This is a genomic window from Maritimimonas sp. 2304DJ26-3 (genome assembly GCF_056591635.1).
In genome coordinates this window covers 262,258-285,018 of sequence record NZ_JBWQOK010000002.1, presented here as the reverse complement: position 1 = coordinate 285,018, position 22,761 = coordinate 262,258, and the positions used below count along the sequence as shown (strand labels likewise).

The 22,761-nt window shown below is 32.6% G+C and carries 24 protein-coding genes; 12 read left to right on the top strand and 12 right to left on the bottom strand.

Annotated elements, in window-relative coordinates; genetic code table 11:
• Positions 1–14 precede the first annotated feature (14 nt).
• Together AC1EUV_RS06190 and AC1EUV_RS06185 are read right to left on the bottom strand one after the other, a co-directional pair.
• A complete protein-coding gene (locus AC1EUV_RS06190; RefSeq protein ID WP_480198285.1) occupies positions 15–824 on the bottom strand; it encodes a DUF4062 domain-containing protein in 810 nt (269 codons plus the stop codon).
• A gap of 276 nt (positions 825–1,100) precedes the next feature.
• Complete coding sequence (locus AC1EUV_RS06185; RefSeq protein WP_480197809.1) at positions 1,101–2,357, bottom strand: hypothetical protein; 1,257 nt, start codon at positions 2,355–2,357, stop codon at positions 1,101–1,103.
• Between the two features lie 128 nt (positions 2,358–2,485).
• Here AC1EUV_RS06185 and priA point away from each other — a divergent pair, with 128 nt between their 5' ends.
• From priA to AC1EUV_RS06170, 3 genes are all read left to right on the top strand, one after another.
• The gene (priA, locus tag AC1EUV_RS06180) at positions 2,486–4,936 is read left to right on the top strand and encodes a replication restart helicase PriA (protein ID WP_480197808.1); all 2,451 of its coding nucleotides are present in this window, start codon (positions 2,486–2,488) and stop codon (positions 4,934–4,936) included.
• Between the two features lie 114 nt (positions 4,937–5,050).
• Entirely contained in the window at positions 5,051–6,082 is a 1,032-nt protein-coding gene (locus AC1EUV_RS06175) for a hypothetical protein (RefSeq protein WP_480197807.1), read from the top strand.
• A gap of 101 nt (positions 6,083–6,183) precedes the next feature.
• The gene (locus AC1EUV_RS06170; protein ID WP_480197806.1) at positions 6,184–6,831 is read left to right on the top strand and encodes a porin family protein; all 648 of its coding nucleotides are present in this window, start codon (positions 6,184–6,186) and stop codon (positions 6,829–6,831) included.
• A 16-nt stretch (positions 6,832–6,847) separates the two neighbouring features.
• Here AC1EUV_RS06170 and AC1EUV_RS06165 read toward each other — a convergent pair whose 3' ends face one another.
• Entirely contained in the window at positions 6,848–7,390 is a 543-nt protein-coding gene (locus AC1EUV_RS06165) for a DinB family protein (protein WP_480197805.1), read from the bottom strand.
• A gap of 31 nt (positions 7,391–7,421) precedes the next feature.
• Positions 7,422–8,315: a sterol desaturase family protein gene (locus tag AC1EUV_RS06160; RefSeq protein WP_480197804.1), complete on the bottom strand. Its 894-nt coding sequence runs from the start codon at positions 8,313–8,315 to the stop codon at positions 7,422–7,424.
• A 118-nt stretch (positions 8,316–8,433) separates the two neighbouring features.
• On the opposite strand from AC1EUV_RS06160, the gene rpsF reads away from it, so the two are divergent.
• The 5 genes from rpsF to AC1EUV_RS06135 all read left to right on the top strand — a co-directional run bounded on the left by rpsF (position 8,434) and on the right by AC1EUV_RS06135 (position 13,336).
• Entirely contained in the window at positions 8,434–8,775 is a 342-nt protein-coding gene (gene rpsF, locus AC1EUV_RS06155) for a 30S ribosomal protein S6 (protein ID WP_480197803.1), read from the top strand.
• Positions 8,776–8,778: 3 nt separating this feature from the next.
• Entirely contained in the window at positions 8,779–9,075 is a 297-nt protein-coding gene (rpsR, locus tag AC1EUV_RS06150; RefSeq protein WP_480197802.1) for a 30S ribosomal protein S18, read from the top strand.
• 14 nt (positions 9,076–9,089) lie between these two features.
• Positions 9,090–9,545: a 50S ribosomal protein L9 gene (gene rplI, locus AC1EUV_RS06145; protein ID WP_480197801.1), complete on the top strand. Its 456-nt coding sequence runs from the start codon at positions 9,090–9,092 to the stop codon at positions 9,543–9,545.
• A 129-nt stretch (positions 9,546–9,674) separates the two neighbouring features.
• Positions 9,675–12,773, top strand: coding sequence for a TonB-dependent receptor (locus tag AC1EUV_RS06140; RefSeq protein ID WP_480197800.1), 3,099 nt, complete (start codon positions 9,675–9,677; stop codon positions 12,771–12,773).
• An 83-nt stretch (positions 12,774–12,856) separates the two neighbouring features.
• The gene (locus tag AC1EUV_RS06135) at positions 12,857–13,336 is read left to right on the top strand and encodes a DUF6495 family protein (protein ID WP_480197799.1); all 480 of its coding nucleotides are present in this window, start codon (positions 12,857–12,859) and stop codon (positions 13,334–13,336) included.
• Here the strand turns inward: AC1EUV_RS06135 and AC1EUV_RS06130 are convergent.
• On the bottom strand, positions 13,323–13,907 hold the full coding sequence (locus AC1EUV_RS06130) for a hypothetical protein (RefSeq protein WP_480197798.1): 585 nt from the start codon (positions 13,905–13,907) through the stop codon (positions 13,323–13,325). The two genes, AC1EUV_RS06135 and AC1EUV_RS06130, sit on opposite strands and share 14 nt — an antisense overlap.
• Positions 13,900–14,589 (bottom strand): SIR2 family NAD-dependent protein deacylase, encoded by a 690-nt coding sequence (locus tag AC1EUV_RS06125; protein WP_480197797.1) that lies wholly within the window; start codon positions 14,587–14,589, stop codon positions 13,900–13,902. The genes AC1EUV_RS06130 and AC1EUV_RS06125 overlap by 8 nt, the downstream gene beginning before the upstream one ends.
• 51 nt (positions 14,590–14,640) lie before the next feature.
• On the opposite strand from AC1EUV_RS06125, the gene AC1EUV_RS06120 reads away from it, so the two are divergent.
• From AC1EUV_RS06120 to AC1EUV_RS06105, 4 genes are all read left to right on the top strand, one after another.
• Positions 14,641–15,309 (top strand): TrmH family RNA methyltransferase, encoded by a 669-nt coding sequence (locus AC1EUV_RS06120; protein ID WP_480197796.1) that lies wholly within the window; start codon positions 14,641–14,643, stop codon positions 15,307–15,309.
• Positions 15,310–15,404: 95 nt separating this feature from the next.
• The gene (locus tag AC1EUV_RS06115; RefSeq protein ID WP_480197795.1) at positions 15,405–16,895 is read left to right on the top strand and encodes a DUF1800 domain-containing protein; all 1,491 of its coding nucleotides are present in this window, start codon (positions 15,405–15,407) and stop codon (positions 16,893–16,895) included.
• 6 nt (positions 16,896–16,901) lie between these two features.
• Positions 16,902–18,512 (top strand): DUF1501 domain-containing protein, encoded by a 1,611-nt coding sequence (locus AC1EUV_RS06110; RefSeq protein ID WP_480197794.1) that lies wholly within the window; start codon positions 16,902–16,904, stop codon positions 18,510–18,512.
• A 213-nt stretch (positions 18,513–18,725) separates the two neighbouring features.
• Complete coding sequence (locus tag AC1EUV_RS06105) at positions 18,726–19,160, top strand: cold-shock protein (protein WP_480197793.1); 435 nt, start codon at positions 18,726–18,728, stop codon at positions 19,158–19,160.
• 10 nt (positions 19,161–19,170) lie between these two features.
• Here the strand turns inward: AC1EUV_RS06105 and AC1EUV_RS06100 are convergent, their stop codons facing one another.
• Genes AC1EUV_RS06100 through AC1EUV_RS06075 form a run of 6 tightly spaced genes read right to left on the bottom strand, consistent with a single transcriptional unit; the run spans position 19,171 to position 22,761 of the window.
• Entirely contained in the window at positions 19,171–19,389 is a 219-nt protein-coding gene (locus tag AC1EUV_RS06100; RefSeq protein WP_480197792.1) for an RNA-binding S4 domain-containing protein, read from the bottom strand.
• Between the two features lie 2 nt (positions 19,390–19,391).
• Positions 19,392–19,766 (bottom strand): hypothetical protein, encoded by a 375-nt coding sequence (locus AC1EUV_RS06095; protein ID WP_480197791.1) that lies wholly within the window; start codon positions 19,764–19,766, stop codon positions 19,392–19,394.
• Positions 19,766–20,968, bottom strand: a complete 1,203-nt coding sequence (locus AC1EUV_RS06090; protein WP_480197790.1) for an alanine dehydrogenase — start codon at positions 20,966–20,968, stop codon at positions 19,766–19,768. Before AC1EUV_RS06090 ends, AC1EUV_RS06095 begins: the two co-directional genes overlap by 1 nt.
• 6 nt (positions 20,969–20,974) lie before the next feature.
• Positions 20,975–21,382: a tRNA (adenosine(37)-N6)-threonylcarbamoyltransferase complex ATPase subunit type 1 TsaE gene (gene tsaE, locus AC1EUV_RS06085; RefSeq protein WP_480197789.1), complete on the bottom strand. Its 408-nt coding sequence runs from the start codon at positions 21,380–21,382 to the stop codon at positions 20,975–20,977.
• A 2-nt stretch (positions 21,383–21,384) separates the two neighbouring features.
• Positions 21,385–22,104 (bottom strand): YebC/PmpR family DNA-binding transcriptional regulator, encoded by a 720-nt coding sequence (locus tag AC1EUV_RS06080; protein ID WP_480197788.1) that lies wholly within the window; start codon positions 22,102–22,104, stop codon positions 21,385–21,387.
• A 15-nt stretch (positions 22,105–22,119) separates the two neighbouring features.
• Positions 22,120–22,761 carry a hypothetical protein gene (locus AC1EUV_RS06075; RefSeq protein ID WP_480197787.1) on the bottom strand — a complete coding sequence of 214 codons (642 nt, stop codon included), beginning with the start codon at positions 22,759–22,761 and terminating at the stop codon, positions 22,120–22,122.

The window sequence follows — 22,761 nt, the reverse complement described above, 5'->3', positions numbered from 1 at the left end:
GTTATTAGCTGTAGTTATTCGTTATCCAATTCTTCCAATAAAACTTGAAGATAGAATTGATGACCACTTTCGGTAAACTTGTATCTGTAAATATCACTACCTCCTACATCATCAAGAATTTTAAAAACTGTTAGTCTTTCATAAGGAGCTCTCACCTCCTCAGATCCACTAACATCAAATCCTTTGCCATATCCACCTAATTCATTGCCATTATTTACAAGAAAATTGAATAGATTTTCTTTTTCTCCATCAATTTCTACATTTTCCTTTGCGAGTAAGAGTTTTAACTTACTAAATGGTATTTCTCCAATTAATGAGTCTTCTGTTTTTGAAACCTTCTCTCTTAATTCAGAATTTTCATTGGTTAATCTAGAAATCTCATCTAGTAAAGTACTTGTATTAGTAGTTTTGTCAGGTCTTACCCAACCAAGTAAACTAGAATCATAACTAAATTCGGCTAAAGTTTCGTGTATTGCAATTTTTATATCTTTTGTATCATCCCAAAATTTGACAAGTTTAGAAAGAACTAATGAACGAAAGCTTTTTAATTCTTTAGAGTATGTGTCTTCTAAAGTAGTTCTTCCAAGAACTTTAACCTTTTCGTCAAGGCCTTTTTCAGAGATCACTACAGCAAAAAAAGGTTTCCCTTTCTTTACAGCGTATTCATATTCTAATTGAGTATAACTTTTACCAGACTTTTCATCAACACTACCATAACGTCCACCAAGAATTAATAAATATACATCTGATTCGTCAATCCATCTTTTTATGACAGTCATTTGTGATTCGTTACCTGCATTAAAAAGTTCCATTCCTGCTGGTATGTTTCCAGATGATAGAATTGCTTCTACAGCAGATCGTCTTTCAGTTTTTAAGTCTTAAAAGGTTGAAGAAACAAATACTTGTAGTTTTCTATCTTTCATATTTTTCTAATCTAAAATTATTCAACTATGTTTGGTTTTAATTACAGCTAACGTTTAGGATATTAACTCGTTTTAATGGTTTATATCCACCGATAGCGAAGTTAGCTGAAAATGGGTTAAGAATCAAGCTAAATTAAAAAGGGCTCGCAATTGCGAGCCCTTTTATCCATACCAATTTTACCTTTTCCTTTTTCGTGAAGTGGTAACGGTATTTCTTTGGGGTAATCTGCTAGATTGTTTTCTAACAGTTCTATTTTTAGAAGTAGTATATTTTCTACTACTGCTCGATCTATTTTGTGCTACACGTCTTTGTGGCGCTTTTCTACTTTGTGTTCTAGTCTGCGTTGTAGAACGTCTTTGCACAGTTCTCTGTTGACTATTCGCTCTTGGCGCTGTACTTCTTCTTTCAACAGTTCTACGTTGCTGTGTGGCTCTTGGTGTAGAACGTCTTTCTACAGTTCTTCTTTGTTCTGTAACTCTAGGAGTCGTAGATCTTCTCTGCACCGTTCTGCGCTGTTCTGTAGCTCTAGGCGTTGAACTTCTTTGCGTAGAAGTACCTCTTCTTTGTGTTACTCTAGAATCACTTCTTCTAACGCCTTGAGACCTTCTGTCTACGGACTGATTTCTATTGTTGCGTGCTGAACGTTGTTGTGTACTTCTTCTAACACCCTCATTACGTCTTACAACACGATCACTGCCTCTTCTAATATCACTAGAACGTCTAGCAACTCTTCTACCATCATTATTAGTTCTTACACGCGAATCTATACTTCTAAAACTTCTATTATCTCTTCCTCTTCTATAATCTCTATACTTATACCCTCTAGCATAACCACGACCTCTATAATAATCATATCTAAATGGTCGATAATTACGTCTGTATGGGTTAAAACTAACTATGCAATTAGCAAATAATGGTCTTACAAAATAGTTGTGATATGGATGGTATACATAATTTCTATTCCATCTGTTGATAAACCCTGTATAGTGCGAATACACACCGAATCTATCATAATGGATATTTAAACCACCAACACGGTATAAACGATTGTTGTTGTAACGAATACGTACGTCTCCAGCTTGACTGATACGACCATAATAATCATAAAAAATAGGAATGTCTTCTATCTGTACTATTGCTCCATAGTCATCGTATTGAACATAAGCATCATAATCGTAACCAGAATTATAACTAATACTCACTCCGCCTAAATCTACACCAGCATGAATACCTCCTTGTCTAGGGTTTATATAAAAATCAAACTCACCATTTTGGAATACTGAAAATGTAATACCTCTTTCCACAAAGGTGAACGTATCTCCATAACCATTATAATAGCGAACGCTAGTTACACTTTCTTTGGTCTCGGCAGCAGCGAGAGGAGAAAGGGCAGTTAAAATAAATGCTGCTACTAATACTATTGATTTTCTCATTTTTCTAGTGTTAAGATGTTAATAATTGCTTTTGGTTAGCATTATTATTCTATGAATACCAAACAGCGTGCCAAAAAATGAAATAAGGTTAGCAAGGTTAAATTTGATTCAATATTTTTACAAACCAATTGAATACTACTAATTACATAGATGTTGTTTTACCGATTCCTTTGCAGCGGTTGTTCACCTACGCTATTACTGAGGCCGAAGCTAGTTTTTTAGAACGTGGTATGCGTGTGGCTGTCCCTTTTGGGAAATCGAAGATTTATACAGCACTGCTTTATAAGATTCACAAGGAAGCTCCAGAGGCTTATGACGCTAAAGAAATTCATCAGATTTTAGATGATAGGCCTATTGTAAATGAAAAACAGTTACAGCATTGGCAATGGATAGCAGATTATTATCTATGCTCTTTAGGCGAAGTTGTACGCTCTGCATTACCTTCTTCTTTATTATTAGAAGGTGAAACCTTAGTGTCTTTAAAAGATACCTTTAAGGAAGACATTGATCTAACGAATGATGAATTCTTATTAGTTGAAGCCTTACAACATCAATCTACACTTAAAGTGGATGAAATAGCTGCTATTTTAGATAAAAAGCGAGTATTGCCTATTATTCATAAGCTATTAGATAAGGATGCAGTACAACTAAAAGAAGAACTGTATGAGAGATACAAGCCTAAACTAGTAAAATATGTTCGTTTAAATGATGCATATACAGGTGACGAAAAACTAAATGAACTTTTAGATAGCTTAAATAGAGCCAAAAAACAACGTGAAATTTTACTAACCTATTTTTCTTTGCAGGCATCTAAAAAACCAATTAAAGCTAAAGATTTGATACGGAAAAGTAATGTTTCTGATGCAGTTCTTAAGGCTTTAGTTGATAAAGAAATCTTAGAATTCTATCATTTACAAGTTGATAGAGTTAATTTAAGTAAAGAAAAAAGTAATTTACCAAAATTATCTGATTTTCAACAAGATACTTATAGTGATGTAATTTATAATTTTAAGCAAAAAGATGTCGTTTTATTACATGGAATTACATCTAGTGGTAAGACAGAAATCTATGCAAAACTAATTGAAGAAGTCTTACAAGAAGGAAAACAAGTTTTATACTTATTACCAGAGATCGCTTTAACTACTCAGTTGATTACAAGACTTCAAAATTACTTCGGCGATAAAATATCTGTTTTCCATTCTAAATACTCATTAAACGAACGTGTAGAAGTTTGGAATAATCTCTTGGCCAAAAGAGAAAAAGCACAGTTAATTTTGGGTGCACGTTCAGCTATATTTTTACCTTTTAGTGATTTAGACCTCATTATAGTGGATGAAGAGCATGAAACCTCTTATAAGCAATTTGATCCTGCACCAAGATATCATGCTAGAGATGCTGCAATTATATTGGCAAATATCCATAATGCAAAAACGCTGCTGGGTAGTGCTACTCCATCAATAGAAAGTTATCACAATTCTAAAGAAAATAAATATGGTCTAGTAGAGTTAAATCGTCGTTTTGGCAACGTATTATTACCTGAAATCGAGTTAGTTGATATCAAAGAAGGGTATCGTAAAAAAAGAATGAAGGGTCATTTCTCTGAGCGATTATTGGAATTGATTACTAATGCATTAAAAGAAAAAGAGCAGATCATTTTATTTCAAAATCGTAGAGGTTATTCACCAATAGTAGAATGTACAACCTGTGGTGTTGCACCGCAATGCCCTAATTGTGATGTGAGTTTAACCTTCCATAAATATCGTGATGAATTGCGATGCCATTATTGTGGTTATAACCGATCAATGCCTCAAACGTGTTCCGCTTGTGGTAATGCTACGTTAGATACTAAAGGATTTGGTACAGAGCAGATTGAGCTAGAGTTGAAAGAATTATTTCCAGATACTAAAGTAGGTAGAATGGATTTAGATACTACGCGAGGTAAATATGGTTATGAGAAGATTATTAATTCATTTCAAGCTCAGGAAATAGATATTTTGGTTGGTACTCAAATGCTAAGCAAAGGATTAGACTTTAGCAATGTATCTTTAGTTGGCGTATTGAATGCCGATAATATGCTAAATTTTCCAGATTTTAGGGCACACGAAAGAAGCTTTCAAATGCTAACACAAGTATCGGGTAGGGCAGGACGTGCAAAAAAACGTGGTAAAGTAGCTATACAGACATTTAATCCGTATCATCAGATATTACAGCAAGTAACTACCAATGAATATACTACGATGTTCAAGGAGCAGCTAAATGAACGTCATCAATATCAGTATCCGCCTATAATTCGATTGATAAAAATTACCCTAAAGCATAAAGATTTTTATAAAGTTGATAAGGCAGCTGACTGGTTAGGGAAATCTCTTGTAAATTCTTTTGGAGATAAGGTGCTAGGTCCAACTAGCCCTGCAATTTCTAGAATTAGAAATCAACATATCAAAACTATTTTAATAAAATTACCAAAAGAAAAACCCTTAAAACAATCAAAGAGGATTATTCAAAAAATTAAAAATAGTTTTCAGTCTATAGCTGAGTTTAGATCTGTGCGTTTTAATATAGATGTAGATAATTACTAAAAAAGTAATTATATTAACAGATAAATTGTAATAGAATTTGACACACTTTTTTGAAGAATGAAATATTTATTCATATTATTATTTTTGAGCTGTTCTACTCCAAATGAAGGAGTAATGAGAGAGATAATTCCGATTATTGATAAGCCTATTAATGTCACTAACTATGTTGACACTGTAAAAACCATAAAGGTTACCGATACAATTAAACAATTTGAATCTAAATTTAATATTAATAAAATTAGAGAAATAAATGGTTTAAAGTCTAAAGGAAAATTCTTAATAAATATTGTAGCTAACAGTAACTCTAGTAAATCGATCAAGAATTATAAGTTAACGAATGTTTTAAATGGAGGTTTACATATAGAAGGAGACTATTATGGAAAAACAAATAAATTTTATGAGAAAATAAGTATTGAAAATGTAGAAATAAATGGTTATAAGAATAACGCTATTAAGATTAGTTCTGCTAGGACAAAAACATATTTAAACAATATAATAATCATTCAAAATGATAGTGTTGCGGCTTTTAATGGAGGATCAAAAGGAATAAGCCTCGTAACTGATCCTCGTTCTCCTGAAATTGGAATGACGCACTATATTGATAAAATACAAATTAAATATCCCCGTGCATCTTTTTTATACATGCAAAACCCATATAGTTATTATATAAAATCGATAAAAAGTGATTCTGCGTTTTATAACAATGATGGAACGGATGCAATGATATACAAAAGCGGTGTAGCTTTTATGAAATGGAAGCATTATGGTAAAGCCAAAGGAAGGTATTTTAAAGTGGATACGGTACAATTCATTAACTCAAACCCTAGCGAACAATTAAAGACCTTAAAAGGAGAGGTTGCAGGTAAATATAGAGCTTTAGTGAGATGGGAAGATGTACCTTATTTAGATGCTGGTTACTTGGAGTTTGACCATGTATTTGCAATAAATGGCAATGGTAGAATTAATAAACTTATAGTAAAAGGTAAATATACTAATGTGGCTAGAGTTAAAGGTATTGACATAGATACTTTAATCTTAGATAATGCAAGATTTAACCTGATTAATTCTAAGGTTAAAAACCTAATTGAGATTGGAAAAAATGATTTTAGAAAAAAGAATGTTATTATTAAATATCATAAGAAATGAATATTATAACTAATAAATAACCTATACTAAATATTAATACAACTCGTTTTTATAAAGTATACTCCTTAAAGTCAAACGAAATTCTTTATAAAAGAATATATATGGGAATACAAAATAGATTTTTTAGAAAGGCAATTTCAATTCTTATATTCCTTTTTACTTCACACCTTTCGTTTAGCCAATTTTATCACGGATTAGAACTAGGTATTCACACCAATAATGCTGATTTTATGGTTGGCGAATCTGTAGACCCAAGTAGTAAAGTAGGTTACTTTTTAGGTTATGTGGCTGAACGTGATTTATCAGATAATTTGTTTGTACGATTAGGGATTAATTTTAATCGTCGTGAGTTTGATGCTATTGCTAGAAGAGGTATTAATACTTCTGATGAAAAATGGGGTGTCGATGTAGTTGAAATCCCTATTGGTCTAGGATACTATTTAAATTGGAATAGACGGAAGTTTCAGTTTTTTGTAGACGCAGGTATTAACGTAGGATTTAATACCAGGGCAATCACCGAAAATAAACAAGAAACCATTCGTTTAGATATTGGTAGTGATGCCGATGTAAAAGGTCTTTCTTTTGGTAGTACTGTTGGAGCAGGAGTGCTGGTTAAAAAACGCGTAAAGCTCCGCTTAAGTTATTACAATAGTCTTTCGAGTATTGTAAATACTGAAGGAGATACTTGGAAAAATAAAACTATAGGTTTCTCTATCAACTACTTTTTAAAGGAAAGAGAAGTTTATTAAAGAAGTTATTCCTAGGTTATTGGAATAGAACGTATCTAGGTGGCACCAATCCGTTTAATCTCATGCTAACCAACATTTGACCTCTATGATGCGTTATATGATCTGCAAGTAATAAGAGAATTTGTCTTTTAGACCTATTTAAACCGAAATAATCTAACTTGTCATCTAGCTTTTTGGGGTCAAAATTCTTAATCAGTTTTATAGCCTGATCAAACGTTTTATTGACTGTTTCAATCATTTCTTTTTTAGACTTATTCCTAGTTTTATAGACGGTATCAGTTTTCCAATCTCTAGATGCTCTGTCACCTAAAAGTGATTGACTGTGCCAATCTAAGGCAAACCCAATATGCATTAGGTTTTCGACAAAAGACAAAGACTCTTGTGTAGCTTTAAAATCATATTTTTCTTCATGCATAGTTTCGGCTACAAGAATTAAATACTTATGCGAATTTTCTAGTCGTTCTAAATAATCTTTAATAAAAACATCTTCTTGAGCTTGTAAAGGAGGTACCACTAGACCAAACAAAAGAACTAAAGTTAAAATAAATATGTGTTTCATAATAGTGAGAATTATTGCTTTTCATTTAGATTTAATTTTTATTTGATCTTTCCCATTCCCTACGCAAATCGGAAGAAATAGTACCAGTACCATCGTGTTTCCAACCAGGTGGTTTAATAAAATATTTTAATCGATTAATTAAAGATGCTCTTTTTTGAGAAGCATCTTTAAACATACCAATCCATTCATGAAAAGCAACGTATAAAGGATTAAATGAATTGATGTTTTTTACCAATCCGTATATAGGTTTTTCAACTTCAGGCTCAAAAGAACCAAACCACTTGTCCCATATAATAAAAATGCCGGCATGATTTCTATCTAGATATTGAGGATTTGTCGCATGGTGTACTCTGTGATGTGACGGTGTATTAAATATAGCTTCAAACCACCAAGACGTTTTTTTTATAAACTCGGTATGTATCCAATACTGATAAATCAAACTAACAGACATTTGTGCTAATATCATTACGGGGTGAAATCCCAGTAATGGTAAAGGCAACCAAAAAACAAACGATAAAAAACTGCCAGACCATGTTTGCCGTAATGCTGTGCTCAAATTATATTTTTGCGATGAATGATGTACCACATGACTAGCCCAAAAGAACCTACTTTCATGACTTACCCTATGAAACCAATAATAAACAAAATCATCAGCAAATAGAATCAACATCCATCCCCACCAAACAAATGGAATAGTAAATAATCTAAAATTGTTATAGATATAGATAAAAATAACAAAGATCATAGCTTTACTGATCAATCCTAAAAAAACATTACCAAGACCCATAGCTAAAGACGTTACAGCATCTTTTGTTTCGTATGCTTTTGCTTTTTCACGAGCATCAACCAGCACTTCTATCAACAACGTGATTACAAAGAATGGAATTGCATAATGTATGAGGTTCGGAATTTCTGGTACTTGCATAAAATGAGCTATTTAGTGCTATTTCAAAACTACACTTTTTTAATAAAATTTATATATAGTTATAAGAAGAATATCGTATATTTGCACGCTTAAAATTAAATAATAAAAAATTATTAACATGAATCATTACGAAACTGTTTTCATTTTGAATCCCGTTTTATCTGATACTCAGGTAAAGGAAACAGTAAAGAAGTTTGAAGACTACTTGGTTTCTAAAGGTGCCGAAATGACTCACAAAGAAGATTGGGGCTTAAAAAAATTAGCTTATACAATCCAAAAGAAAAAAACTGGTTTTTATCATTTATTCGAGTACAAAGTAGCTGGTGACGCTATTGCTCCTTTTGAATTAGAATTTAGAAGAGACGATAGTGTTATGCGTTATTTAACTGTAAAGTTAGATAAGCATGCTGCGGCTTGGGCAGAGGTTAGAAAGGAACGTGTAAAAGCATCAAAAAACTAAGGTATGGCATCAATAGATCAACAAGCAAAAGAAGGAAATAAAGCAGAGATCAGGTATTTAACTCCGTTAGATATTGATACGCAAAAGAAAGAGAAATACTGTCGTTTTAAGAAAAACGGTATTAAATATATAGATTATAAAGATGCAGATTTTTTAATGTATTTAGTAAATGAGCAAGGTAAAATTTTACCTCGTCGTTTAACAGGTACTTCATTAAAATATCAACGTAAAGTATCTCAGGCAATTAAAAGAGCGCGTCATTTGGCATTAATGCCTTATGTAGGTGATATGTTAAAATAATAAAAGATACGATTATGGAACTTATATTAAAGAAAGACGTAGCGAATTTAGGATTTATAGACGATGTAGTAACTGTTAAGAATGGTTATGGTCGTAATTTTTTAATCCCTCAAGGATATGCTGTTTTAGCAACTACTTCTGCTAAAAAAGTATTAGCTGAAAATGTAAAGCAAAGAGCGCATAGAGAAGCAAATATTATTGCAGAAGCTAATAAAACTGCTGAAGCTTTAAAAGCATTAGAAATTAAGATTACTGCTAAAACAGGAACTGGAGATAAATTATTTGGTTCAGTAAGTAATGCTGATGTAGCTGAAGCGTTTGCTAAAGCTGGTAATGAAATTGAAAAGAAATATATTTCTGTTGCTGGTGGTTTAGTAAAACGTTTAGGTAAATACAACGCTAAAGTGCGTTTGCATAGAGAGGTAGTTGTAGAAGTACCTTTTGATGTTGTTGCTGAAGCAAAGAAATAAACATATTGTTGATTAATTCAACTGTAAGAATTAAAGCTATCCTTTTCGGATAGCTTTTTTTTTTATACTTTCGTAAGGATGCACTAGTATTATTAGCATTAAACTAAATTCAAATAAACTCAGATAATTATGAAAAAAATGTACTTTTTTGCAGTACTATTCTTTTGTATTGCACTAACATCGTTTGCTCAAGTTACTACTTCTAATATTAGAGGTCTTGTAGTAGATGATCAAAATCAGCCATTACCTGGAGCCAGCGTTGTAGCTGTACATACACCAACAGGTACAAAATATGGAGGCACGACTAACTTCGATGGTCGTTATAACTTATTAAACATGAGAGTTGGTGGACCTTATATAGTTACATTAAGCTATGTTGGTTTTAAAACTCAGGAAATTAAGGATATTTTTTTAACACTAGGTAAGACTTATTCACTAGACTTATCTATGGTCCCAGATAGCCAACAATTAGACGAGGTAGTTATTAGAGGAACAGGAGGTAACAGTGTTTTTGGTAATGATAGAACGGGCTCAGAAACCAGTGTTGGTCGTAGAGAGCTAACAACTTTACCTACCATTTCACGTTCACAAGCTGATTTTACAAGGTTAGAGCCATCTTCTAGTGGAGGTTCTTTTGGAGGCCGTAATGATCAATTTAATAATTTTTCACTTGATGGCGCAATTTTTAATAACCCATTTGGATTGGACGCTGCGACACCTGGAGGTCAAACAGATTCTCAACCAGTGTCATTAGATGCGATTGATCAGATTCAGGTATCACTAGCGCCGTATGATGTTACGCAAGCTGGTTTTACAGGGGCCTCTGTAAACGCAGTTACTAAAAGTGGTACAAATGAGTTCCATGGTACTGTGTATGGATTCTATAGAAACGAAGATATTACTGGTAGAAAGATACAGGGTGATAAATTGCCAAAAGCAGAACTTTCTCAAACTCAATATGGATTAAGTGTTGGTGGACCAATTGTAAAAAACAAATTATTCTTTTTTATCAATTTTGAAAAAGATGAAAGAGATGATTTAGGTCAAAACTTTTTACCAAATACAGGCTCAGGTGCAGTTAATGAATCAAGAGTGTTAGAATCAGACTTAATTGCAGTTCAAACTGCTTTACGAGCTGTTGGGTATGACCCAGGAGAATATCAAGGTTTTATCCATAAATCCAATTCTACTAAAGGTATTTTTAAGTTAGATTGGAATATTAATGATAATAATAGAATGGCATTAATTTATAACTTTTTAGATGCTTCTAAAGATAAACCTGCTCACCCAACTGCAATTCAATTTAGAGAAGCCAGTGCTACTACTTTGCAGTTTCAAAACTCAGGCTATCAAATCAACAATAAGTTAAACTCAGTTCAATTAGAGTTAAATTCAACGCTGAGTGATAATATGACAAATAAATTTCAAATTGGTTATACACATTTTGACGATTTTAGAAACCCTTTCTCTGTACCAGCTCCTTCTATAAATATAACTAGAGATGGCACGAATTATATTATCGCAGGTCATGAACCATTTTCTGTGCATAATAGATTAGACCAAAAGGTATTTCAAATGACTAATAACTTAAATATCTTTAGTGGAGATCATACGTTTACTGTTGGTTTTTCATACGAACGTTTTCAATTTGATAACTCTTTTAATTTAGTAGCTTATGGTTTTGACCTTTTTGGAGGTGTTGATATTGCTGATTTTGACGCAAATAATTACGTTGGAGCGTTACAAAATGCTCAGAATGTATTTGATGCTAACAATGCAGTACCACCTGGAACACCGGGAGGATGGGCTTTAGCAGAAACTAATGTAGGACAATTATCAGTTTATGCACAAGATGACTGGAATATTACGGATAGATTCAAAATTACTTATGGTGTTCGTTTTGACAAACCATTGTTCTTTGATTCATCTGAAAAAGCGGCAGAAGTAATAAGCAGAGGATTTGTTTTACCAAACATACCATATTTTAATCCTAATACTGGTCAATCTACTTTGATAGATAATACGCAGATGCCAAATAATAAATTTTTGATTTCACCTAGATTAGGATTTAACTGGGATGTAAATGGAGATGATACTTTTCAACTTAGGGGAGGATCAGGATTGTTTACGGGGCGTTTTCCTTTTGTATGGTTAGGGAATCAAATAGCAAATCCAGATGTATTTTTCTTACAAGCAGTAGACCCTGATTATCAATTTCCACAAGTTTGGAGAACAAATATTGGTGCCGATAAACGCTTTGAAAGTGGTCTAGTTTTAACCGCTGATGTTTCTTATACTAAAGATATTAATGGACCTCACGTTCAAAATTGGGGATTATTTGCTCCTTCAGGCACTTTGCAAGGAGTTGATAACAGACCGATTTATGAAGCTTCAGATATTATTGGTGGTGCTGGTGAAGGACCATTTGTTTTTACAAATTCTGACAAAGGAAGAATCTGGAATGCATCTTTTAAAGCTCAAAAAACATGGGAAAACAATTTATATGCAATGGTAGCTTATAATTATTTAGATGCTCAAGATGTAAATTCAATCGAAGCAGAAATTACAAGTGATGCATTTGCCGGTAATCCAGCTGTTGGTAATGTAAATAATGATGTATTAGCAAACTCTAGGTATGGAGATAAACACAGAATAATTGGTGCAGTTAGTAAAAAATGGACTTATAGTAACGATAAATGGAGTACAACGCTGTCGACATTCTTTGAGTATGCTCAAGGTGGTCGTTTTAATTATACTTATGGAGGTGATATTAATGGTGATGGTTCTGGCTTAAATGATCTATTATATATACCTACGTCTGGAGATATTGGTAACATGCAATTTTCTGGCCCTGGACAAGGTCAAGCTCTTGAAGCATTTATTCAACAGGATGAATATTTAAGTGGAAGAAGAGGACAATATGCCGAAAGATATGCAGCCTTAGCTCCTTGGAGAGGTAAATGGGATATGAAGTTTATTCAAGAACTAAAAGTATCAGATGATAATGCTATACAGTTTAGTGTTGATATTTTAAATTTAAGTAATTTACTGAATTCTGATTGGGGCGTGGTTGAAGTAAATAATACTAGACAACCTATAGGGGTTTCGGTAGATGCTAATAATGTGCCTACTTATTCATTTGATACATCTTTAACTGAAACTTTTGGTGCAGATACGAGTTTATTATCTAGATGGCAAATGCAATTAGGTCTTAGATATATTTTCTAAATTCTACTAAATAAATAATAGTAAAAAACCGTTCTAATATAGAGCGGTTTTTTATTTTTGCCGCCAGTTTAGTAAAGACAGAAATGAAGTATCGACAATTAAGTAAAGAACAATTTGAAGCATTGCATAAAGAGTTTGCACAATTTTTAGCAACCCAGCAGATAGATGCAAAGGAATGGAATGATATTAAATCTACAAAACCAGAAATGGCCCAAGAAGAATTAAATTTGTTTAGCGATCTAGTTTGGGATGATGCCTTAACCAAAACCAAGTATTTAGAACATTTTTCACAACAAAATATTAATTTATTTAAATGTGAAGAAAAATCGATTTCTAGACTTGTAGTGCAGATTAACAAAATAGGTTTTGATTTTTTTAAAGAAGAAGACTATAATTGGTTTATTGATAATACCAATAATGAAGTTGTACAGTTTATGAAAGGAACTAAAAAATATAACAAAGAACGCAATCAAGAACTTTTTGATTTGGTTGAGAAGGGTAGTGTAATTTCTGATGGTAAGTTATACGAAAGTTTACAGCTATTAATTTCTAATAAAGCTTAAGTAAATTTTTATTTTGTATTGCTGAAATTACTTTCTTGCCTCTATTTTTATAACCAGTGCTACCAGTAGGTAAACTTTTATTAATAACTTGAATTAGTTCTGGGTGTATCCAATTAAATTTATTCCCTAGTAGGTATAAAGAATACATTGAATGTGCCTGTATTGCAATTGTCTTGTCTGTAATCATCCAATCAAAACTCACTTCTGTAAATAACTCCAGAGTATCATTTTTTAGCTTTTCTGTAATAGCAGGATTACATTTTATAAAGTATTCAACACAAAATATCTCTATTAACTTAGCGCAAGCCCTTACAGAACCATCAAACTTTACTACTTTTAATAAGCTACAAAATCCAACGATATAAGGTAATAAAATCTTTTTATTTTTTTTAACGGCTAACTCTAGTATCCTTGCTGAATAAACAGATTCTTTTTCATTGACCTTATTCATGTTTTCTAACAAGACCGGGATAAAACCTTGATCGGTAATAGCTGAACTAACAAGTAATTCTCTATTTTCCCATCTATATTTTCTTTTAACAATTAGTTTGTTGAAAAGCTCTTTATCCATCTAAAAGTTGATTGATTAAAAGATTAACGCCAATTGTAGCCTTTTCAGAAATAATTGTCAAATTATTAAAATCGCTTTTAGCAACTGAAGGTTTTGGATCAATAAAATATATAGGAATATTTGGCTTGGCATAATGCACCAAAATAGCAGCAGGATATACTTGCATTGATGTGCCAATAATAACTAAAATGTCAGCCTGTTCTGTAATTTGTATTGCAGGTTCTAGCATAGGAACAGCTTCGCCAAACCAAACGATATGTGGGCGCATTTGTGCACCATCCTCAGATAAATCACCAAGAACAATATCTTTATTACACACGAACACTAAGTGTTCATTATGGGTACTTCTAGCTTTTAGTAACTCACCATGCAAGTGCAGAACATCAGAGCTTCCTGCACGCTCGTGTAAATCATCTACATTTTGAGTAACTATTGTTACATTATATTTATCCTCTAATTCGGCTAAAGCTACATGAGCACTATTAGGTTCTACTTCAAATAATTGTCGTCGTCGCTGATTATAAAAGTCTAATACCAATTCTGGGTTCGCAGCGAATCCTTCAGGTGATGCTACTTCCATCACATCATGACCCTCCCAAAGACCACCTGAATCCCTAAAAGTATTAACGCCACTTTCAGCACTCATTCCCGCTCCAGTAAGAACTACGATTTTTTTCTTCATAATTAATTAAGCTAATTTACTTTATTCTATTTTTATAAAAAATTAATTGGGGTGATAGATACTCAGCTTTTAAAATATTTGGAATCCATTATCACGGAAAATAGAAAAAAGACTTTTGAAAAGGTGTTAGGTGAGAGAACAAGACATTTTACGGTTGTCTTAGAGGATATTTATCAAAAGCATAATACAAGTGCAGTAGTACGTAGTTGTGATGTTTTCGGGATCCAGGATTTATATATTATTGAAAATAGATACAATAGCTATGTGTCAAATCAAGTAGCAAAAGGGGCACAAAAATGGATTGACTTCCATGAATTCAATTCTAAACAATATAATACTAAAGATTGTATTGACACCTTGCGTGCTAGAGATTATCAAATTATTGCTACAACTCCTCACAACGAATCATGTTATTTAAAAGATTTTGATGTTTCAAAAAAGTCTGCTTTTGTATTTGGTGTTGAAAAAGCAGGCGTTTCTGAATATATGATGAAAGAAGCTGATGGATTTTTAAAGATACCAATGGTTGGTTTTACAGAGAGCTTAAATATTTCGGTGGCTGCTGCTATTATTTTAAATGATCTTACGACACGTTTACGTAATTCAAATGTAAATTGGCACCTTACAGAAGATGAAAAAAATGAAAAAAGGTTAGATTGGTGTAAAAAGACAATTAATAATGTAAATCAAATAATTGATAGATTCTATGCTAAGAATTAAACATCTTTAGATTTTCTTTAGATTCAAAAACTACATTCGGTTCTTACAATATTAATAACAGAATACTCGTTATTAATAAGTTAAAAGGTAAATAAATGATCAATAACTTAGTGTCATGTAATACCTCCCCGTTAAATATTTTTGTTCCTACAGCTACCAATCTTTGGGATGCCGTTAAGGTTAGACACTTACACAATCGACTAGCTTTTGGTGTTGATCCTTCTTTAATTACCAATGCTTTGGCTATATCTCCAGATGCATATGTAGATCAACTTATTGATAATGCTATGGGCTTGGCTCCAACTCTAGAACCTACATGGGCACCACTAGATCCAGTAGATTATCCAGCAAATGGCTTTACATATAGCGAAGATGAAAATGAATTACTTATTCAAGAAACTCAATATACATTTATAAAAGAGTTATTAGATAATGGAGTTAGAGGGAGATTAACATTGTTTTGGCATAATCATTTTGTAACAAGAGCTAATGAATATGAGTTTGCTGGTTATGCGTTTAAATACTTTCAAGCTCTACAAAGAAATTGTCTAGGTAATTTTAAAGATTTTACACATGAAATGGGATTAAATAATGCCATGCTTAAATTCTTAAACGGGTTTGAAAATACTGCTGGTAGCCCTAACGAGAATTATGCAAGAGAATTGTATGAATTATTTACGCTGGGAGAGGGAAATGGTTATACAGAAGATGATATTGTAGAAACTTCACGTGCCTTGACTGGATATAACGATTATTCAAATGGTGAAAACTCAACAATAGTTTTTAATCCGGATAATTTTGACATAGACGATAAAACAATTTTCGGTCAAACTGGTAATTGGGGATATGATGATGTTATTGATATAGTTTTCGCACAACGTACTCAGCTAATAGCACGTTATATTTGTGAAAAGATCTACATAAATTTTGTAAGTCCTGAAGCTGATGATCAAATTCATCAAAATATTATAAATCCATTAGCAGATATCTTTATTGCTAATAATTTTGACATTGCTCCGGTATTAAGAACACTTTTTAAAAGTGAGCATTTTTATGATGAAAAGGCTAGAAATACTATTATTAAAAGCCCATTAGATCTAATTATTCAATTTATTATTTCATCAGGATTAAACTTTGGTGACTATGAGATGAATAAAGAGTTCATTTATGGTGCAGCTAGAGTATTTGATCAAAATATTCTAAATCCACCAACTGTTTTTGGGTGGCCAGGTGATAGAAACTGGATCAATTCAGGAACTATTACATTTAGATTAGGCTTTTTGTGTAAAGATGTAATCTATTGGGCTTGGGAACAAAATGAAGAACAATTCAGGCAATTTGCTAGAGACGTTTCAAGTAATAGTAATGATGCTGATTTTGTAGCTGCTTCAATCTTTGAAACTATTATGGGTGAAATCCCATATACTGTAGATGATTACCAAACTGGTATAGATGTCTTTAAAAGTAGAGTGCCATCGAATTATTTTGATGATAATTTATGGACATTGAGTTTTGAAGGTGTACCATTAGAAGTACGCGATTTATTAGAATATATAGTCTCCCTTCCAGATTATCAACTTAAATAAAGACATATGTGTTCACCTAAAGATATATACAATATACATTCAAATTGTAATACAGATGACCATAAAAAGTGGAATCGCCGCTCTTTTATGCAAACATTAGGTTTAGGAGGAGCTGGTGCTACTTTAATGATGAGTGGTATACCTATGGCTTTTGGACAGCCTACACCGCTTACAAATGCATTAGGAAAATCTGAATCTGGTAGAATACTTTTACTAGTAAGATTGCAAGGAGGGAATGACGGCCTAAATACTATTGTTCCAATTTATGACTATGATCGTTACGCCAATTATAGACCTACATTGCGACATGATATGGCAGATATATATAAACTTTCAGCAGATTTTGGTGTGCCAAGTTATTTGCAAGAATGGATGGAACCTATTTGGGAAGGTGGTTGTATGAAGGTTGTTCATGGCACAGGTTATGAAGATCAAAATCTTTCTCATTTTACAGGTACGGATAATATGTCTAGAGGAACAGATGATGATTTAGTAGAAACTGGTGTATATGGGCGTTATTTTGAAAGCATTTACCCAGATTATTTATTGAATTTACCCGAAGCCCCTCCAGCATTGCAAATTGGTGGTGTTGGTGATATTATTTTAACTGGATCTCAAAGCAGTTATGGATTAACTGTTGCTAATACTCGTCAGCTACTACAAATAGCATCAACAGGAGAACTATTTGATGTTGCTAATGTTCCAGACTGTACACGAGGTTCACAACTTCAGTTTGTGCGAGGCGTGTTAAATGCTACTTTAAAATACTCTGAGGTTATTCAGAACGCCTATAATTCACAAACAAACACAGTAGAGTTTCCCGACACAGATTTAGGTAATTCGTTAGCGGTTATATCTCGAACAATTAAAGCTGGAATGGCTACCTGCGTCTATATGGTAAATATTGATGGATTTGACACTCATGCAAACCAGCCAGAAAGACACCAAGAGTTACTTTCAGATATTTCTCAATCTATCATGGCATTTTATCATGATCTTGAACCAAGTGGTCGCGATAACGACGTCTTAACTATGACGTTTTCTGAATTTGGAAGAAGAGTACGTGAGAATGGTTCAAATGGAACAGATCATGGTACAGCCGCACCAATGTTATTATTTGGTCCGTCATTAAATGGTAGTGGTTTTGTTGGTGATCATCCTAGTATGAGCAATCTTACTAGAGGAGGTAATTTAAATTACACTCAAGATTATATTAATGTATATGGAACGGTGATGGAACAGTGGTTATGTATTGACCCTACTGTAATCAATCAATCAATACCTAGACCATATACACCTATTGATCTTGGCTTCTCTTGTACCAGTGGAGTAACAAACCACGATTATTTAATACGTGAAAACTTTGAACACACGCCTATTTATGATCAAGGCAATGTTGCAATACGAATCAATAATAATTTAGAAGAAAGTTATGAGATTACGTTGTTTAATGTAATTGGACAAAAAACAGGCACGTTATTTAGCGATGTGTTAGAACCAGGGCAACACGATATAAGTATTACAGAGCAATTACCTCAATTAACAGCTGGTGTCTATATTTACAACATTAATAAGAACAACCGTAACTACAGTAAGAAGATTATTATTAGTGGTTAGTCAGTTTACAATCTAACAAATAATTATTTCTAAAGTTTTAAGGTAAATTTAAAGCCAAATCTTATATTTGTAGTAGTTTAAGGGATTATCCTTAGTTATTAACCCAATTGTTTGAGAAATTATTCTAAATAATTTTCACCTTTCTTTCAAGCATTCGTTTAGTCTCTCAATTTTTCTTAAACTATAGTATTAACCTATATTGTAATTAAACGAATGGCAAAATCGCAACAAACATTTAATAAAAAGGAAAAAGAAAAAAAACGTCTTAAAAAGCGCGAAGAAAAAGCTAAAAAGAAAGAAGCTAGAAAAGCAGAAAAAGGCGGTGGTATTCCTTTTGCTTATGTAGATCACAATGGACAATTAACTGACACACCTCCAGATCCTGCAATGAAACAAAAGGTCGATGCCGAAACCATAAACCTTGATTATACTAAGGAAGAAGTGGAGGTAGACCCAATTAGAAATGGTAAGGTTGCATTTTTTGATTCTTCAAAAGGTTTCGGATTTATTACTGATATAGATACTCAAGAAAAATACTTTACGCACGTAAGTGGTTTGATTGACGAGATTTCTGAAAATGATAAAGTCACTTTTGAGCTGGAAAAAGGCGCCAAAGGAATGAATGCAGTTCGCGTTAAAAAGAAGTAATTATTTATTGTTAAATAACTTTAATTTTATGTTTTTCAATTTGAACTAGATCATTTTTTCTTATTTTTTTTCTGACTCTAGTTTCAATACTGCCATTTACTAATACTTCTTCATTCTGAATTAGAATTTTTGCATGACCGCCAGTTTGTGCCAATTGCAAAAGCTGTAACAGGTTATTTAGTTGAATATACTCGTGTTCTTTTGATAATTGAAAAGTTTGCTCTTTCATTTTTATTGATTAAAATAAATTCTCTGCACAGTTACTATTGTATCACAATTTTCAACATAGATAGAAGAGTATCTTTCTTTTAAATAACCATCTATCCAGTAGTAACGACAAGGTTCTTGTCTTGGTTTACTTTTAGAAAAATCGATATCTCCATGACTTAAGAAATAGGCAATTTCAGTAGAATCAATATTATTTTCTATCATTAACTGTCGTACTTCAGTGGTATAATTCCTGTCCTTATTACGTAAGATTTCTAGCATCCTTGCATTCGGAAAGTAATTACATGAAGCATTCTTCCCGTTAAGGAAAAATAGTAATAAAACAATACCAATAAAAAAACCGAAACCAAACAGCGTGAAACGTCGTTTTAAACTCATTAAATAATCAATAAATTAATATCTCTAAAAGGAAGACCGAACCAATCAGCTATAGCTTTATTGGTTAAAATTCCGTGGTAAAAATACATTCCTTTTCTGAGACTTTTATCGAATCTTGCGGCATTTTCTATACCACCTTCTTCTGCAATATGTAATAAGTAAGGTGTAAATATATTACTGATTGATAATGAGGCTGTTCTAGCATATCTAGAAGGTATATTTGGTACACAGTAATGTATAACTCCATGCTTTGTAAAAGTAGGTTTCTTATGAGTGGTAATTTCGGAAGTTTCAAAACATCCACCACTGTCAATGCTTACATCAACAATTACGGCACCATCTTTCATTTGTTCAACCATTTCTTCACTAACAACTATTGGCGTTCTTGTTTTACCACGAATAGCACCAATAGCTACATCACATCGCATTAAAGCCTTTTGTAATGTTTTTGGTTGCACAGTAGAAGTGTATACCGGATGGTTTAAGCTTTCTTGTAGTCTTCTTAATTTAGTAATAGAATTATCAAACACTTTAACACGTGCGCCTAAACCCATAGCTGATCTGGCAGCAAATTCACCAACAGTACCCGCTCCTAAAATTACAATATCAGATGGTGGTACACCGCCAATATTACCAAATAACAAGCCGTTACCTCCATTAGAGTTACTCATTAATTCTGACGCGATAAGAACGGAAGAAATTCCGGCAATCTCACTTAATGATTTCACAACAGGATATACACCATGTTCATCAGTAATAAAATCGAAAGCAATAGCTGTAATACGTTTTTTTGCCAGCGCTTCAAAGTACTTTTTATTTTGTGTTTTTAATTGCAAAGCTGAAAGTAAAACGCTTTGCGGATTGATCATTTCAATTTCCTTTATTGAAGGAGGTTCTACTTTTAAGATGATATTACAACCAAAAACTTCTTCTACATTATACGATATTTTCGCACCAGCTTCAGAATATTCATTATCTGTATAATTGGTGCCTTCACCAGCGCCAGACTCTACTACAATTCTATGACCATGATTAGTTAAAGCAGCTACAGCGTCTGGAGTTAGACAAATACGCTTTTCTTGAAGATGAGTTTCTTTGGGAATACCAATAAACAATTCACCTTTTTGCTTTTTTATCTCAAGCATTTCTGGCTTAGGCATTAATTCTTCCTTACTAAAAGGCGAAAATTGTTTTTTACTCATAATTGGTTATTTGATGGTAATAGAGCGCGTTCCATCATCATTTATTGATAAATGAATAGCAACAGCATTTAAAGGTAGTAAATTTTTAACTTTTTCTGGCCATTCGATCAAGCACCAATTACCACTATAAAAATAATCATCTACACCGATGTCTAAAGCTTCTTCTTCACTATTAATTCTATAAAAATCAAAATGATAAATGATTTCCCCTTGTCGGGAATGATATTCGTTAATTAAAGAGAAAGTAGGGGAAGAGACAACATCTTTTACACCTAATTGTTTCGCTAGTTCTATTATAAGCGTCGTCTTACCAACACCCATTTCACCATTAAAGAGTAGTGTTTTCCCTTTAACGGTATTTATTAAAGTTCTAGCAATTTTTGGTAGTTCATTAATAGAATAAGTCTCATTCATTTTTAATTCATTTCCATAGAATGATACACATTTTGCACATCATCATCTTCTTCCAATTTTTCTAATAACTTTTCTACATCTGATTGCTCTTCTTCTGAGAGTTTTTTTGTAGTTGTCGGAATACGCTCAAATCCTGAAGATAGTATTTCAACGTTATTTTCTTCAAAAAACGACTGAATCGCGCCAAATTGCTCAAATGGAGCGTAGATAATAATACCTTCTTCATCATCAAAGATTTCTTCAACATCAAAATCAATCAGCTCAAGTTCTAGTTCTTCCATGTCAATTAAAATATCTTCTTTCTTAACCGTAAAATTACAAGTATGATCAAACATAAATACAACAGAACCTGAGGTGCCTAAAGTGCCATCGCATTTATTAAAAGCCGCACGCACATTAGCTACAGTTCGATTATTATTATCTGTTGCAGTTTCAACCAATACAGCAATACCATGAGGAGCATATCCTTCAAATAAAGTTTCTTTATAATTAGCTGTGTCTTTATCAGATGCCTTTTTTATAGCACGCTCAACATTGTCTTTAGGCATATTAGCTGCCTTTGCATTTTGAATAACTGCTCTAAGTCTTGAATTTGTATCAGGGTTGGGGCCACCTTCTTTAACCGCCATTACAATGTCTTTACCAATACGCGTAAAGGTTTTGGCCATAGCTGACCAACGTTTCATTTTTCGTGCTTTTCTAAACTCGAATGCTCTTCCCATTTATTAAAACATTATTTATTTACTACAATTTTTATTATAAAACTCAACTACTTCCATAATATCCTTTTTCTTAAATTCTTTGTTTAGTATTTTTTCCACCAAATTTTTACAATCTTTAAAGTATTCTGATGCAGCTTTTTTGAAATTTTTCGAAAATAAACCACCCTTTGTTCCTAAATGGGTAACGATGTCTTCATTTTCTTTTATCACATAATAATCACTTATTGAATAAGAACCGCCTCCTATCATCATACCAGGGCCGTTTACCCCTCCACCTGTAAACATAGGAGTATTATAACCTTCTTTAAGTCTTTTATATAAGGTAACATTTCCCTTTACTATGAGTTCTAACAATTTTGGAGAATCTTGATCTTTAATATTTACATAGTAGTAAGTAGAATGTTTTATATCACCCCTAGCGTTAAATAGATGAACATTTACCTTTTCTTTAATTTTTATATATACTATATCTTTACTAGTGTAAATTATTTTTTTGTCACCTTTCTTTTTTCTAAACCTAATTTTTTCTCCAAATTTTGTAAATTTAGCAAGACCAGTTATTTCTGTTCCATCTTTAAAATAAAGGGTTGCCTCTTGCTTTTGCGCATATGTTGCAACAGCAATGAGAAACATAAATAGAAATAATAATTTTTTCAT